Raw genomic sequence first — 13,246 nt, 5'->3', positions numbered from 1 at the left:
GCATGGACGCCACAACCAAGCCACGTTACGCGACCGACGACCGCATCGGCGCGCTCGAGGAGTTGCTCAACGAGCGCTACTCGGTGCGCGCGTTCCAGCCGCGCGAGGTACCGCGCGACGTCATCGAGCACATCCTCGCCACAGCGCAGCGCACCGCGTCGTGGTGCAACAGTCAGCCCTGGGAAGTCCTGATCGTCTCCGGCGAGGCCAAGGAGCGCTTCCGCAAGGCGATCTATGCCGAGGCCTCGCGCGGCCTCGGCGAGGACTACGACTTCACGCCGCCGCGTGAATATGTCGGGGTCTATCTGGAGCGCCGCCGCGAGAGCGGCTTCCAGCTCTACAACACGCTCGGCATCGCGCGCGGCGACAGGGCGGCGTATGCCAAGCAGGCGCTGGAGAATTACAATTTCTTCGGCGCGCCGCACATTGCCGTGATCCACACCAACGAGCCGCTCGGCATTTATGGTGCGATCGACTGCGGCGGCTATGTCTCGAACTTCATGCTGGCCGCGCAGGCGCTCGGGCTCGGCACCATCCCGCAGGCCGCGATCGCACGCCATTCCGGCCTGATCCGCCGCCACTTCAACCTGGCCGACGACCGCCGGGTTGTCTGCGGTATCTCGTTCGGCTATGCGGATCACGCGCACAAGGTGAACAGCTACCGCACGTCGCGCGCAGCTGTGGCGGATACTGTCACATTTGTGGATGTATAATTTCTTCAAGGCGGGAAGGTCGGTTCACCCTCCCGCCGAGGACAAGAAGAAACGACAAGAAGAACGACTAGAACAACAATGGCGAATAACGCCTCCCTGACGCCGGCGGAGATCAGCTGGCAACTGCACCGTCTGCCTGCGCTTGAGCGCGACGCGTTCATCGCCGCGCACTATCTGGGACAGCCCGTTGCCTGGAAGACCCGCTTCTTCGACGCGATCGACTGGGGCGCGGGCTCCGTGCTGCAATTCAGCTTTCTGCAACGCGGCTGGCACCGCCATTCCCGGCTCGACAACCCGATCTATGCCTATATCGACATCGAGCAACATCCGGAAACACGCGGCCTGCGCCGCGGCCGGCGGATCGATCTCGACGGCACGATCAAGGGCGTCGACTTCGTGACCGGGATTACGCTCACGCTCGACCGGTTCGAGATCCTGCCCGTCAACTTTCTCGACCGCTTCGTCATCAGCTCCGACAGCCGGTATTAACGGCGTGCCGCGCGGCGCGGCGGCGCCTCGGCATAGCGTGCGGCCATCGCGCCCGCCAGCTCGGCCATCTTCTCGCGCAGCTCCGCGGGCGCGATCACTTCGGCCTCGGCGCCGAGCCGCAGCAGCTCGGAGGCGGCGTGCCACACCGTCTTGCCGACCGGCATGGTGGCGACGCGCCAGCCGTCGGGCTCAGTGCCATCGGCAAGCCGCATTCGCGCCTTCACGTAAGGATGGGCCAGCGCATCGAACAGCTCGAGTCCGAGCGGCGACAGCCGCACCGTGGCCTCGTTCGGATGCAGTTCGGCCTCGAGCCGCGCGATCGAGGCGCGCCAATAGGTGGCGAGATCGAATTCCGCCGGCCGCGCGAACGGCGTCTCCAGCACAGTGCAATCCAGCACCCGCGCGACCCGATAGGTGCGCACATTGCCCTCGACGAGGCCGGCGAGATACCAACTGCCGCCCTTCAGCACGAGGCCGAGCGGCGCCACGCGCCGCCGCTTCTCGGCTTTCCAGCTCTGGTAGCGCATCTCGATCAGAGTCTCGCGCAGCACCGAGGTTGCTATGGCGCGCAGATGCTTCGGCTCCTCGGTCTCGCCGAACCAGCCCGGCGCGTCGAGATGGAAACGCTGCTGCATGCCCCGCGCGTTGGGGCGCAGATTTTCCGGCAGCGCCGCCATCAGCTTGGTCTGCGCCGCCGCCATCGCGGCATCGAGGCCGAGCGCGGCGGCGGGGCCGGGCAGGCCGGCCATGAACAGCGCCTCGGCCTCGCCCTGCGACAGGCCGTTGAGCCGCACCCGATAGCCGTCGAGCAGGCGGTAGCCGCCCTCGGCGCCGCGGTCGGCATAGACGGGAACGCCGGCGGCCGAGAGCGCATCGATGTCGCGATAAATCGTGCGCACCGAGACCTCGCAGGCCTCGGCCAGCTCGGGCGCGGTGACCTGTCCCCGAGCCTGCAGGGTGGTGAGGATGGAAAACAGCCGGCTCGCGCGCATGACGGGATCATACCTGACACAAGATGTCAGGTATAGGCGGACATAAGGAGGCCATGCCCCCCGACGGCGCAAGGAGACCCACTTATGACCACCGCTGCCCCCAACGACCGCATCACGCTGTATTACTCGCCGCAGAGCCGCGCCACCGGCACCCGCGTGCTGCTGGAGGAGCTCGGCGCGCCCTATGATCTGCACGTCCTCAACATGAAGGCGGCCGAGCAGCGCAAGGACGCCTATCTCGCGATCAATCCGCTCGGCAAGGTGCCGGCGATCCGCCATCGCGACGCGCTGGTGACCGAGCAGGTCGCGATCTTCATCTATCTCGCCGATCTGTTTCCGCAGGCGGGTCTCACGCCCGCGCTGAACGATCCGCGCCGCGGCCCGTATCTGCGCTGGACGGCCTATTACGGCTCGTCGTTCGAGCCGGCCGTGATCGACCATTTCATGAAGCGTGAGCTGGCGCCGATCACGCAATCGCCCTATGCCGACTACGACACCATGCTGGGCGCGCTCGAGGCGCAGCTCGCAAAGGGCCCCTATCTGCTCGGCGAGGAGATCACGGCGGCCGACATCCTCTGGGGCATCGCGCTCAGCTGGACCATGATGTTCGGCATCGTGCCGAAAAGGGACGTGTTCGTCCATTATGCCGAACGCATCTCCGCGCGCCCGGCTTTCATCCGGATCTCGAAGGCCGACGACGAGATGGCGGCGCAGCATGTGGCGGCCGCCGGAGTGTGATACGGATAATGCCGATGGCAAAGACACTGCACGGCGCGCTGCACAGCACCAACTGCTTCAACACCCTGATCCGCGTCGCCGAGGATTGCCCGGCGCAGAGCGGCGAGGAGCCGCAGCTGCGTGGCGGCCAGCCGACGGTTGCCGTGCTGCAATACCGGATGATCGCCGAAGCGCCCTACAAATACACCTCCGACGACGTGGTGTTCGCGACGTCATCGGCCGGCCGCGCGCTCGATGCCAAGGCGGCGAAGAAGGTGCGCAGCCTCGCCCGCGAGACGTTCTTCTCGCGCGGCCAGGCCTGCATGCGCGCCTCGCCGCTCGGCAAACGTTTCGGCTGGGGCGTCCACGCCGACGCCGAAGGCCGCATCGCGCTCTACGCGGTCGACAGCAAGCGCTATCAGGCGCTGGCGGGCGATCCGGAGGTTACGCAGGTTCGTGCGATGCGGTCGAAGCGGGCGTGAGATATCTTCTCATCCTCCCCTGGAGGGGGAGGATCGACGCGAATGAAATGAGCGGCGAGGTGGGGTGATCTCTCCACTCGGGCACCGCTCGTGTTGAAGGATCACCCCACCCCGCTGCGCATTCCGCTTCGCTGCATGCGCAACGACCCTTCCCCTCCAGGAGAGGGTGAGTGAACTGTGCCTCACGAGGAGAAACTAAAACCTTGGTGCCCGCTTCTCGGCGAACGCCTTGATGCCTTCCTTGATCTCGTCGCCGCGCATGCTGTCGCGGTGGCGCTGATCGGCGGCGGCCCCATCCAGCTCGCCGCGGGCGAATTCGTTGATTGCGCGCTTCATGCCGGCCATCGCCTTGGGCGCATTGCCGGCCAGGATCGTGGCGAGCTTGTCGACCTCCTCGTCGAGCAGGTCGAGCGACACCATGGCGGTGAGGTAGCCGATCCGCAGCATCTCCGGCGCCGTGATCTTCTGCGCGGTCAGGAACAGCATCTTGGCGTTGTCGACCCCGAGCCGTGTGACGTAGCGCCGGATGCCGCTCTTGTAATAGTGCAGCCCGAGCCGCGCCGCCGGCATGAACATCTCCGCGGTATCGACGCCGATGCGGAAGTCGCAGGCGAGCGCCAGGTCGGTCGAGCCGCCATAGACGCCGCCATTGAGCCGGCAGATCGTCGGCACGCTCAGGTCCTCGAGCCGGTTCACCACCACCTCGAACGCCGAGCCCGCGCTCTGCTGCTCGCTCTCGCTCACCGCGCGCTCGGCCACCGAGTTGAGGTCGTAGCCGGCCGAGAACGCGCGCCCGGTCCCGGTCAGCACCAGCACGCGGATCGCGGGATCGGCCTCGATCCGGTCGAACAACCTGACCAGGTCGCCGAGATCCTCGGCCTGCAGGCGGTTGAGATGCTTCGGCCGGTTGAGGCAGATCGTGGCGCGGGCGCCCGCGATTTCGAGCACGGGTCCGCTGGCGGTGTCGGCCGCGTCGGCACTCTTGGTCTCCATCATTGGTTCTCACGTTCGCGCCGCTTCGCCTCGGCGTCGATGGTCTCGGCGAGATCGGGATGCCTTGCCATCAACAGGCGGAAATCGACGAGGTCAAGCACCAACAGCCGGGTCACCTTGCTGGTCGAGACGCTGGCGCCCCGCTTGGCGTTGCCGAGCAGCGCCATCTCGCCGAAGAATGCGCCTTCGCCGAGCTTCACCTTGCGTCCGGGCAGATCGACCTCCACCTCGCCGGCGGCGACGAAATACATGCAGTCGCCATTGGTGTCCTTGCGGATGATCATGGTGCGCGGCGGCAGGTCCATGGTCCGCAGTACCTGGGTGACGTCGGCGATCGCGGCCGGGCCGAGATGCGCGAAGAACGGCACCTTGCTGACGGTCTCCCAGGTTCTCAGAAAATTGTCGCGGCGGGTTTCCGCGGCAAAACCGGTCGCCAGAATACCGGTCCACAGCCCGAACACGCCGAGGCCCGAGATCATCACCATGGCGGCGACGATGCGGCCGAGCGGGGTGATCGGCACCACGTCGCCATAGCCTGTCGTGGTCAGCGTCACCACCGCCCACCACAGCGCCGCCGGCACGCTACCGAAGGTCTGAGGCTGGACGTCCCGCTCCAGGAAATATTCGGCGACCGAGGCCAGGAACACCACCATCAGGAAGATCACGAGCACGCTGAGCAGCGGGCCGGATTCCACCACGAGCACGCGCCGGAGCTGGCGCAGGCCGGGAATGCCCGGCACCACCTTGAGCACCCAGAGCACGCCGAGCAGCCAAGCGGTTTTCGGCTCGATGCCGCCGAGCAGGGCCAGCGGCACCGCCAGCGCGCCGACCGCATCGACGACGCCAGCGCTGGACAGCGCGTAGAACCAGAGCTTGTCCTGCCGCCGCATGTGCCGCAGCCGCACCAGCCATTCGAACACGAAATAGGCAAGGCAGGCCCACAGCAGCGCATCGACCCAATGCGGGACCGCGTCATAGGCCGGCGCGACCGTCAGCAGCGTCATCATGGCGACACCGACCGTGACCGCGACATAGGCCGCCGTGGTCATGTTGCGGCCGGCGGTCGCGGAAACGAAGCGCGTCAAGGCCGGAAGGACGAGCGGCTTGGACATCGGAACGGAGCTTGCCTGTCGCTGAACTGCTGGAATTGAGGCCCCTGCGAATGGCGGAGCCTGTATCACAACGTGCCTCTCCCGGTTGAGGCCGTCAACGCGCAGGCTGTGGTGGAATGGTCGCGGCGAAAGTCCCAAATGTTGGACGAATGGCCTAACCATGTTGGCCCGTTTTTGCGCCCGCGAATGTGAGAAATCAGACAAATCGTCGCTTTTTCACCGTATATCAGGGATGCTGGTCACCAATGCGACCTTGGCCGGAATGAAGCGACTAATAAGGCGATCTTGTTCACTTCTTGAGAAATTGGTTGGTTTCCGATGGATACCTCACATCTCGCGGAGCACGCCGGCGCCGCCGGCAGTTTCTTTGCATCGATCTTCGTGGTCGCCACGCTGTCGATGCGGACCATGATCCCGTTGCGCGTCTTCGCCATCCTGACCAACATCATCCTGATCGCGACCGCCGTCCCGACCCATAATTACGCGACGCTGATCCTGCATGCCGTGCTGCTGCCGGTGAACACCTATCGGCTGCACCAGATGCTGCAACTGGTCCGCAACGTGAAGAAATCGGTCAACAGCGACCTGTCGATGGATTGGCTGAGGCCGTTCACCACCGAGCGCAAATGCACGGCGGGCGAAGTCCTGTTCTACAAGGACGAGAAGGCCGACAGCATGTTCTACATTGTCAGCGGCCGCTTTCGCCTGGTCGAATCCGGCATCGAGCTGCCGGTCGGCGCCCTCGTCGGCGAGTTCGGCATGCTGTCGCCGTCGAACACGCGAACCCAGACGCTGGAGTGCGTCGAAACCGGCGTGGTGCTGTCGGTGACCTATGACCAGGTCGAGCAGCTTTACGTTCAGAACCCGGCGTTCGGCTTCTACTTCCTGCGTCTGGCCAGCGCCCGCCTGTTCCAGAATATCGAGACGCTCGAGCAGCGGCTCGCGCAGTACGCCACCCCACAGGTCGTGGAGCCAAAACCTGCATGAGTCCTGCGACGAGTTCTGGAGGCGCCGCAGTGCCGGATGACGACAGTCTGCTGGCCTCGCTTCGTTACCTGTTTGCCGATATCATCGGCGATGAGGACGAGGGGCCACCGGTGCTACCCGACGCTTGCCCGGACCACCTCGGGCCCGCGGTCATCGAGGCCATCGATCTGTTGATCGCCTATCAGAGCACGAGCTACGCCCAGCTCTATATCGACCGGCTCAAGCGCTTCGTCGGCCGCCGCGGCGTTGACGACGCCCTGCTTGCGGAGATCGCGCGGCTGATGGCCGAGCGCATGGCCTATGAGGACGCGATCCGCATCGCGCAGCTCAAGCTCGGCGAAGTCAATGCGGCGGGCGGCCTTGCGGCGCGCTCGGCCGACGATGTCAAGAAGCTCCGCCTCGACGAGTTGGTCGACGCCTTGCCTGCGATGGTCGCCGATCCGGTGCTTGCCGTGCTTGACCAGTTCGGCTGGCGCCGCCGTCGGGTCTCGATCCGCTTCAGCGCCAACACCCCCTTCAGCATTCGCCGGCTCAGGATCGAGGCGGGCCTGAAGCGCTGGCGGCTGTTCTCGGGGCGTTATGCCAAGGAGCGGATCTGGGTCGAGCGCTGGCTGCACATGATCGACCGCAGCCTGACCAAGCAGCCGGGCGCGGCCTCAGCGATCGTGCAGACCGCGACCATGATCCAGGGCTACGGCGATCCCTATCGCCAGGGCATCGCGGACTGGCACGTGATCATCGACGGGCTCGTCAAGCCGACCTTCGACGGCGTGCTCGCGCTTCCCGATCTTGCCGCCGCCATCACCGAGGCACGCGCCGCCATCATGCCCGATCCGCGGCAGGCGTCGCTGAAGCGCAAGGTCGCCGAGATTCGCGCGCGGGTGCCGGCGGCGCAATAGGATTCGAAACCACTCTCTCACCGTCACCCCTGAGGAGCGCGCTCTTGCGCGCGTCTCGAAGGGGCGACGGTCTGACTATGGCGGTGCATCCTTCGAGGCTCGCTGCGCTCGCACCTCCAGCGACAAGGGCGAAGCCTTTGCGCGGGGACTGACCGCCCCGCAATCCTCTGTAGCCATCATCGGGGAACGGACCTACCGCTTGATGTGCGGCGGCTCGTCGTAGCCGCGGCGGCTGGAATAGAACAGCAGGCCCATCGGGCCGACGCCGACCGCGACCAGCAGGGTGACCCCGATCGTGAACATGACGATGCCGTAGTTCGGTACCGGTGCATCAGGCACCATCAAGCCTTCAAACGCGTAGGCGCCGACGGCGGCCATGAGGACCAGCGGGCCGATGCTGATTGCAATGCGCATGCGCAGCTGCCTCTGCCCAAGGCCGAGAGCAGGGCAGGTTGCGGCGGCTATTCCGCCGCGGCGGCAACTTTGGCCAGCGCCTGCTGCCCGGCCTCGATAAGCTCGGGGAGCGTCGTCCTGCCGCTCTTGGCGCACTTGATGATGTATCTGGCAATGCGCTTGCGGGTGTCGTGTTCCTCGCCGTGCAGCGCATCGGCGCATACGCGATCCAGCGCAAAATTCATGACGGCGAGCGTACGTGAGTCGAATCTCTCCTCGATCATCGCGGCCCTCCCTATGGACCGGTGTCCGGCGCGGCTATTTGCGGAGCGTCAGCCAATCACTGACTTCCATCACCGTCTCGGTTTGTCTGGCTTTCTTCATCAGCATTTCGCGTTCCCGTCCCGGCGGCAGCTTGCGGGCTGCGATGCGCGAATCTTCGGCAAATTTTTGCAGGCGGTCCTCGAACGATCCGGGGGGACGCGCCCTGTTGCGTTTCTTCTTGATCATGCCACCTCCGAACTGGAACCAGCAATTTTTGGCATGTTGCCCGGAGGCCGTCGTTAACCCATGACATCGGGCGAATTGAAAAATCACGCCGAAAGATCGCAAGTGCGATCTTGAGATCGCAAGATCGATCATGCGATCGCAGGAACGATCTTCGGCGCACTGCGTAACATCAAGCGTTCGCTGCTTTGCTCCCCGAAAAGCGGTGGACCACTCCGGTGACGGGCCTCGGCGAATTTCATCGCCGGGGCCCGCATAGCTTCGAGGGTATCAGCCAGGGAGTTTAGCAATGCCACATTCCAATCACGGTATCGTCAAGGATGACAAGGGTCAGGAGCAGCCGGTCGACAAGGAGCGGGCGCAGAGCGCTCACAGGACCGAGCCCCGAAAGCTGCCGACGCGCGAAGCGACGCGTGATCCGAAACTGAACGACCCCGACAAGACGCCGGGCTCCGGCATGACATCAGACGATCGCGGCGATCCTCCAACGGGCTGAAACAAGCATTTTGCTGTGCAGCAAGTGCGGCAATGCGGCAGGAACGACGGTCCGGCTTCACCGTTGGCCTTGCGAGCCTTGGGACATCAATCGAGCCTTGGGACATCAATGGAGAACTGACATGGCGATGGACGAGAAAGAGGTCGGAAACCTGATCGGCAGCGACAAGGTCGAGGGCACCGCGGTCTATGGATCGGACGAGCGCAAGATCGGCTCGATCGAGCGCGTGATGATCGACAAGCAGAGCGGACGGGTGTCTTACGCCGTGCTCGGCTTCGGCGGCATCCTCGGGCTTGGCAACGACCATTATCCGTTGCCCTGGCAGTCGCTCAAGTACGACACCAGGCTGGGCGGTTATGTCACCGGCGTGACCGAGGACCAGCTGCGCGGAGCGCCGAAATACGGCAGCGAGCGAGACTGGAATTGGGCCGATATCGGCCGCACACGCGCGGTGGATGATTACTACGGCGTGCCGCTCGTCTGAGCGGCGACGAATCCCGGAGGTCCCACGCTTGAAGAGGCGCGGGCCTTCGGGCTGAACTGTACGGCGCTTGAGGACGTAGCCGCTACGGCTTCCGGCGTCTGTACACTAGTGAACTTACGTCAATAGCTGTGCAATGTAACATACGTTATTGAAATCGGCCCGGCGGTTACTCGATTAGATAGCCGGGGAGACCAATGTCGTTGGCGTCGCTAGTCCGGAAATTGGAGCAGTTCGTACGGCTTTCGCCGGTTGACCATGCCGTCCTCAATCGCGCGTCGAGCGAGCGCGTCCGCCACTTCGGGCCGCGCGTCGATATCGTCCGCGAAGGCGAGAAGCCGAAAGACGTCCACCTGATCCTGTCCGGCTGGGCCTACCGCTACAAGCAGCTCGAGGACGGCCGGCGTCAGGTGGTGTCGTTCTTCCTGCCCGGTGATATCTGCGACGTGAACGTCTTCATCCTGCGCGAGATGGATCATTATCCTGCGCGAGATGGATCATTCGATCGGCACCATCACCGCGGTGTCGATCGCCGACCTCTCCCGCGAATTCTTCGACAAGGTCGCAGCCGAACATCCGCGCATCGTCACCGCGTTCTGGTGGGAAACCCTGGTCAATGCCGCGATCCAGCGCGAATGGACCATGAGCCTCGGCCAGCGCACGGCGCTCGAGCGGATGGCCCATCTGCTCTGCGAGATATGGCTTCGTTTGCGGCTGGCCGGTCTGACCCAGGGCAACAGCTGCGACTTCCCGCTGACCCAGGGTGACCTCGCCGACGCCACCGGGCTCTCCAAGGTCCACGTCAACAGGACTTTGCAAGAGCTGCGCGCTGACGGCCTGATCGTGCTCAAGGGAAAGACCCTGGCCGTCCCCAATCTCGATCGGTTGATGCGGGCAGGCCTGTTCAACCCGAACTATCTGCATATGGACCATGAGGGGCGGCAGCTCGATGCGGTCGGGATGACCGACGCCGCGGCGGGGTGATCGGGCATGTCGCGGGAACGCGGATGCATGATTCACAGGTCGCTCAACATACCGGTGTCGTCCCGCCCTTCGCCAGGACGACACCGGCGTATGTGGCGCAGCCGCCTTCACCCGTTCGCGGTCTTCACCACCACGAGATTGTCATCGACTGCCGGCGGGTGGCGCTTGAGATAGTCGCGGCGTAGCGCGATCTCGTCGCGGACCAGCTCGTAGCCGAGCTTGAAGGTGTCGAGGCCGTCGCTGGAAACGATGCCGTCGCGCAAGCCGATCACCGCGCCGCGCAGGATCGCCTCGAGCTCGTCCTGCAATTCGTCGAGATGTTCGGCGCAGGTGGTGTGCTCGACGCGCTCGCCGATGTCGAGGACCCGGCCCGCCAGTTCGCTGGCCTTCTCCGGCGCGACGCGGGTGATCTTGGTAAAGATCGCAGCGAAGATCGAGCCGATGATGCTGAGGGCGGCGGCGCCGAGATACATCACGTCGCTGTAGCGATCCATGAACGATTTGGTATCGTCGTTGATGTATTCGGCCGCGCCCTGATGGGCGACGATGAAGGCGTCCTTGTCGGTCGCCGCCGGCTCGATCTTGGAGGCGAAGCCGTCGTCGAGCGCGAGCTCGGACTTGTTCTCATAGACGATGCGAGCGAGCTCGGCCGCCGTCGTCGCAGGCATCCAGGATTGCGCCACCAGCAGCCATTCCAGTCCGATGGTGTCGACGTCGTCGTCGGGGATCGCCGGCGAGGACGACAGCATGCCGGTCGAGACCGTCTCCTCCGAGATCGCCGGGTATTTGCGCGCCAGTGCCTTGGCCTCGTCGATCGCGTTCAAGGTGAAGCCGCCGGCGCGCTTTGCATATTGCTCGTAGGTCTTGTCCTTGATGATCTTCGAGGCATGCTCGATCACGACCACGGCGGCGAAGCCCGAAGCGAACAGCTTGTCGAGCGGCGTTTTCGGCGGCGGCTGCTGCACCCGCTGCGCAGCATCCGGGCTGTCGGAAATCTCCAGCGCGCTGCGGACGAAATTGACGCTGTTCTCGCCGTCGCCGACGACTGCGATCTTCTTCCTCTTCAATTCGATCAGCGACTTGATCTTCCTGCCGCCGGGGCTCAGCACCAGCACCACGTCATGCTCGAGGATCGCGATGGCGCGGGCGCGAGCCGGCACCTTCGCGTCGGTGCGCAGGATCGCAAGCGTTGCTGCGCGGCGATCGAACTGCGCCAGCGCCTTGGCGTTGTCGGGGTTCGGCGCGATCTTCAGCCGCAGCCGCGACGAATTGTTCTTCAGCACGGTGGCGAGGCGGGCGGCGAACTTGGCCTCCGGGCCGTTGGCATCGCCGACCGCGAACACCAGCGTTTCCGAATTGCGCAGCCAGACCCGGCCGCCGACCACGGTGATCGCGCTCAAGAACAGCGTCAGCATGGTGAAGATGATGATCTGCGCGCGGTTGCTTTTGGCGACCGGAGGGCGTGGTCGCGGCAACACTGGCGAAGGCGCGGGGGCTTCGGCACTCATGGCTGATCACCCGTCCGGGACCGCCCCTTGCCGCAACGGCGCGGCGCTGCCCGGTGAAGCCGTAAATGACTATAAAAGAAAGAAAATTTCCTATGCCGCCGACGATATACCTCCCGGGCGGGAATGCAAACCGGCCACCCGCCGTAACCTTAATCCCTGTTGACCTGCGCCGCGATGCCACATGACCATCGCCACTATCGACGCCCGAACCCAGATGTGATTTTCGAGGGGCCGCAGGTGCATTCCGCCGCCGGAGATGTCATAAATGAGACAAGCTCCGCTTTGCGGAATCGTGCTGACGGCCTGACCCGGATTTCTTGCAATCACACTCATCGAAGTAAAAGGGCGTCAGCTTGTTGTTTCCTTCCATGTCATCGTCGGTGTCGGTTGGTGCCCTGGTGGGATGGATGTTGCTTCTCACCGCAAAGCACATCATCGCCGACTTCATGCTGCAGAACGCCTGGATGGCGATCGGCAAGGACCAGAAGACCGGCTGGGCCATACCGCTGCTTGCGCATTGCCTGGTCCATCTCGCGGTCGCGCTGGCGCTGATCCTGGTGGTGGCGCCACGCTTCTGGTACGTCGCCTTCGTCGACTTCGTGATCCACATCATCGTCGATCGCTGCAAGGGCATCTGCGCCTCGCATTTCGGCGTGACGCTGGAGTCCGGCCATCCCTGGTTCTGGACGCTGATCGGGGTCGACCAGGCGCTGCACCACCTCACCGGATTCGCGCTGTCGATCTACATGGCCGCGAACTGAGCGGCGCGCGCACGCTTCTTCCCACATTTCCATGATGGGCCGCCAGAGCCGCTTTCGCTCCGATCGAATCGGAACGGGGCTCGGGTTCTTGTCTTGACGCGTCTTCCCCACGCGAGCCGGTATCCGCTTCGCCTGGAAACGCTCCAGCGGCGGGCGGATGTGATTCGCGTGCAACGGGCAAGGGCCCCTGGAGGCGACCGGAGGCCGTGGTTAACCTTTCGTTAGAGGATTGCGCGGCATCTTCCCGATTGAGGGGGATTTGCAAATGTTTTCAAGCCGCGACGCGTTCGAGAACGATGCCTGCCCAGTTGCGGACGACCTGCTCGGCCAGATGTACCGCGCCAATCCGAACGGGCTTACGCTGCTGGTTGCCAATGTCGCGCCCGACGTCAGGGCGATGCTCGCGCTGTTCTGCTATCGCCGCAGCCACCTGCACGCACTCGCGGTGGCGATTGCGTCGAGCTGCAGCGAATGGGAGCTGGTCAATTCCGGCGGCCGCGTCGGGTCGACGCTGTACGCGCTGTCGCGTGAGCCGGCCCGGGCCGCGACCGTGTCGCATGGCGGCCGCAAGCCGATCACGCTGTCGACCAAGCCGCTGTCGAGCTTTGCGCCTGTTGTCGATGACGAACTCGACGACGAGGACGTCAGCGAGACGGTGACTGTGACGGTTTAAGCATGATCCGGAAAAGTGGAAACCGGTATTCCCTCGCGACAAGCGCGGAACGCGTTTGC

The 13,246-nt window shown here is 64.5% G+C and carries 17 protein-coding genes and 1 pseudogene; 11 read left to right on the top strand and 7 right to left on the bottom strand.

From position 1 onward, the window contains the following. Positions 1-2 precede the first annotated feature (2 nt). Complete coding sequence (locus HAP47_RS38485) at positions 3-713, top strand: nitroreductase (protein ID WP_173640311.1); 711 nt, start codon at positions 3-5, stop codon at positions 711-713. A gap of 78 nt (positions 714-791) precedes the next feature. Continuing rightward, complete coding sequence (locus tag HAP47_RS38480) at positions 792-1,202, top strand: hypothetical protein (RefSeq protein ID WP_173640312.1); 411 nt, start codon at positions 792-794, stop codon at positions 1,200-1,202. Here HAP47_RS38480 and HAP47_RS38475 read toward each other — a convergent pair. Beyond that, positions 1,199-2,194 (bottom strand): helix-turn-helix transcriptional regulator, encoded by a 996-nt coding sequence (locus HAP47_RS38475; protein WP_173640313.1) that lies wholly within the window; start codon positions 2,192-2,194, stop codon positions 1,199-1,201. The genes HAP47_RS38480 and HAP47_RS38475 overlap by 4 nt on opposite strands. Positions 2,195-2,278: 84 nt before the next feature. Here HAP47_RS38475 and HAP47_RS38470 point away from each other — a divergent pair, with 84 nt between their 5' ends. After that, positions 2,279-2,932, top strand: coding sequence for a glutathione S-transferase family protein (locus HAP47_RS38470; protein WP_173640314.1), 654 nt, complete (start codon positions 2,279-2,281; stop codon positions 2,930-2,932). A 14-nt stretch (positions 2,933-2,946) separates the two neighbouring features. Beyond that, positions 2,947-3,393, top strand: a complete 447-nt coding sequence (locus HAP47_RS38465; protein WP_173640315.1) for a DUF6157 family protein — start codon at positions 2,947-2,949, stop codon at positions 3,391-3,393. Between the two features lie 195 nt (positions 3,394-3,588). Here the strand turns inward: HAP47_RS38465 and HAP47_RS38460 are convergent, their stop codons facing one another. Both HAP47_RS38460 and HAP47_RS38455 read right to left on the bottom strand, forming a co-directional pair. Next, on the bottom strand, positions 3,589-4,389 hold the full coding sequence (locus tag HAP47_RS38460; RefSeq protein WP_173640316.1) for an enoyl-CoA hydratase/isomerase family protein: 801 nt from the start codon (positions 4,387-4,389) through the stop codon (positions 3,589-3,591). Next, positions 4,386-5,498, bottom strand: a complete 1,113-nt coding sequence (locus HAP47_RS38455; RefSeq protein WP_173640317.1) for a cyclic nucleotide-gated ion channel — start codon at positions 5,496-5,498, stop codon at positions 4,386-4,388. Before HAP47_RS38455 ends, HAP47_RS38460 begins: the two co-directional genes overlap by 4 nt. A 318-nt stretch (positions 5,499-5,816) precedes the next feature. Between HAP47_RS38455 and HAP47_RS38450 the strand changes: the two genes are divergently transcribed. Next, positions 5,817-6,485, top strand: coding sequence for a Crp/Fnr family transcriptional regulator (locus HAP47_RS38450; protein ID WP_173640318.1), 669 nt, complete (start codon positions 5,817-5,819; stop codon positions 6,483-6,485). Beyond that, a complete protein-coding gene (locus HAP47_RS38445; protein WP_210285293.1) occupies positions 6,482-7,384 on the top strand; it encodes a DUF6537 domain-containing protein in 903 nt (300 codons plus the stop codon). The genes HAP47_RS38450 and HAP47_RS38445 overlap by 4 nt, the downstream gene beginning before the upstream one ends. 192 nt (positions 7,385-7,576) lie before the next feature. On the opposite strand, the gene HAP47_RS38440 is transcribed toward HAP47_RS38445, so the two are convergent. From HAP47_RS38440 to HAP47_RS38430, 3 genes are read right to left on the bottom strand one after another with little or no spacing between them, the layout of a single operon-like run. Next, the gene (locus tag HAP47_RS38440) at positions 7,577-7,798 is read right to left on the bottom strand and encodes a hypothetical protein (protein ID WP_173640319.1); all 222 of its coding nucleotides are present in this window, start codon (positions 7,796-7,798) and stop codon (positions 7,577-7,579) included. Between the two features lie 47 nt (positions 7,799-7,845). Next, positions 7,846-8,061, bottom strand: a complete 216-nt coding sequence (locus HAP47_RS38435; protein ID WP_173640320.1) for a hypothetical protein — start codon at positions 8,059-8,061, stop codon at positions 7,846-7,848. A 34-nt stretch (positions 8,062-8,095) separates the two neighbouring features. Continuing rightward, positions 8,096-8,287, bottom strand: a complete 192-nt coding sequence (locus HAP47_RS38430) for a hypothetical protein (RefSeq protein WP_173640321.1) — start codon at positions 8,285-8,287, stop codon at positions 8,096-8,098. A 286-nt stretch (positions 8,288-8,573) separates the two neighbouring features. On the opposite strand from HAP47_RS38430, the gene HAP47_RS38425 reads away from it, so the two are divergent. The 3 genes and pseudogenes from HAP47_RS38425 to HAP47_RS38415 all read left to right on the top strand — a co-directional run bounded on the left by HAP47_RS38425 (position 8,574) and on the right by HAP47_RS38415 (position 10,245). Beyond that, positions 8,574-8,780 (top strand): hypothetical protein, encoded by a 207-nt coding sequence (locus HAP47_RS38425; RefSeq protein WP_173640322.1) that lies wholly within the window; start codon positions 8,574-8,576, stop codon positions 8,778-8,780. Between the two features lie 121 nt (positions 8,781-8,901). Further along, entirely contained in the window at positions 8,902-9,264 is a 363-nt protein-coding gene (locus HAP47_RS38420) for a PRC-barrel domain-containing protein (protein WP_173640323.1), read from the top strand. Between the two features lie 200 nt (positions 9,265-9,464). Continuing rightward, positions 9,465-10,245, top strand: a pseudogene (locus HAP47_RS38415) (Crp/Fnr family transcriptional regulator). 107 nt (positions 10,246-10,352) lie between these two features. On the opposite strand, the gene HAP47_RS38410 reads toward HAP47_RS38415, so the two are convergent. Continuing rightward, the gene (locus HAP47_RS38410; protein ID WP_173640324.1) at positions 10,353-11,753 is read right to left on the bottom strand and encodes a TAXI family TRAP transporter solute-binding subunit; all 1,401 of its coding nucleotides are present in this window, start codon (positions 11,751-11,753) and stop codon (positions 10,353-10,355) included. A gap of 407 nt (positions 11,754-12,160) precedes the next feature. Between HAP47_RS38410 and HAP47_RS38405 the strand changes: the two genes are divergently transcribed. Together HAP47_RS38405 and HAP47_RS38400 are read left to right on the top strand one after the other, a co-directional pair. Further along, positions 12,161-12,514: a DUF3307 domain-containing protein gene (locus HAP47_RS38405; RefSeq protein ID WP_173640325.1), complete on the top strand. Its 354-nt coding sequence runs from the start codon at positions 12,161-12,163 to the stop codon at positions 12,512-12,514. 265 nt (positions 12,515-12,779) lie between these two features. Beyond that, the gene (locus HAP47_RS38400) at positions 12,780-13,187 is read left to right on the top strand and encodes a hypothetical protein (RefSeq protein ID WP_173640326.1); all 408 of its coding nucleotides are present in this window, start codon (positions 12,780-12,782) and stop codon (positions 13,185-13,187) included. The last annotated feature ends 59 nt before the right edge of the window (positions 13,188-13,246 follow it).

Source organism: Bradyrhizobium sp. 41S5 (genome assembly GCF_011516665.3).
GTDB lineage: Bacteria > Pseudomonadota > Alphaproteobacteria > Rhizobiales > Xanthobacteraceae > Bradyrhizobium > Bradyrhizobium quebecense.
The sequence above is the reverse complement of the archived record's forward strand: the minus strand, read 5'-3'. Positions and strand labels throughout refer to the sequence as shown.

Excerpts from the sequence above, each read along its gene's own strand:
- HAP47_RS38485 (WP_173640311.1), top strand. The coding sequence starts at position 3 with ATGGACGCCACAACCAAGCCACGTTACGCGACCGACGACCGCATCGGC.
- HAP47_RS38480 (WP_173640312.1), top strand. The coding sequence starts at position 792 with ATGGCGAATAACGCCTCCCTGACGCCGGCGGAGATCAGCTGGCAACTG.
- HAP47_RS38475 (WP_173640313.1), bottom strand. The coding sequence starts at position 2,194 with ATGCGCGCGAGCCGGCTGTTTTCCATCCTCACCACCCTGCAGGCTCGG.
- HAP47_RS38470 (WP_173640314.1), top strand. The coding sequence starts at position 2,279 with ATGACCACCGCTGCCCCCAACGACCGCATCACGCTGTATTACTCGCCG.
- HAP47_RS38465 (WP_173640315.1), top strand. The coding sequence starts at position 2,947 with ATGGCAAAGACACTGCACGGCGCGCTGCACAGCACCAACTGCTTCAAC.
- HAP47_RS38460 (WP_173640316.1), bottom strand. The coding sequence starts at position 4,389 with ATGATGGAGACCAAGAGTGCCGACGCGGCCGACACCGCCAGCGGACCC.
- HAP47_RS38455 (WP_173640317.1), bottom strand. The coding sequence starts at position 5,498 with ATGTCCAAGCCGCTCGTCCTTCCGGCCTTGACGCGCTTCGTTTCCGCG.
- HAP47_RS38450 (WP_173640318.1), top strand. The coding sequence starts at position 5,817 with ATGGATACCTCACATCTCGCGGAGCACGCCGGCGCCGCCGGCAGTTTC.
- HAP47_RS38445 (WP_210285293.1), top strand. The coding sequence starts at position 6,482 with ATGAGTCCTGCGACGAGTTCTGGAGGCGCCGCAGTGCCGGATGACGAC.
- HAP47_RS38440 (WP_173640319.1), bottom strand. The coding sequence starts at position 7,798 with ATGCGCATTGCAATCAGCATCGGCCCGCTGGTCCTCATGGCCGCCGTC.
- HAP47_RS38435 (WP_173640320.1), bottom strand. The coding sequence starts at position 8,061 with ATGATCGAGGAGAGATTCGACTCACGTACGCTCGCCGTCATGAATTTT.
- HAP47_RS38430 (WP_173640321.1), bottom strand. The coding sequence starts at position 8,287 with ATGATCAAGAAGAAACGCAACAGGGCGCGTCCCCCCGGATCGTTCGAG.
- HAP47_RS38425 (WP_173640322.1), top strand. The coding sequence starts at position 8,574 with ATGCCACATTCCAATCACGGTATCGTCAAGGATGACAAGGGTCAGGAG.
- HAP47_RS38420 (WP_173640323.1), top strand. The coding sequence starts at position 8,902 with ATGGCGATGGACGAGAAAGAGGTCGGAAACCTGATCGGCAGCGACAAG.
- HAP47_RS38410 (WP_173640324.1), bottom strand. The coding sequence starts at position 11,753 with ATGAGTGCCGAAGCCCCCGCGCCTTCGCCAGTGTTGCCGCGACCACGC.
- HAP47_RS38405 (WP_173640325.1), top strand. The coding sequence starts at position 12,161 with ATGTTGCTTCTCACCGCAAAGCACATCATCGCCGACTTCATGCTGCAG.
- HAP47_RS38400 (WP_173640326.1), top strand. The coding sequence starts at position 12,780 with ATGTTTTCAAGCCGCGACGCGTTCGAGAACGATGCCTGCCCAGTTGCG.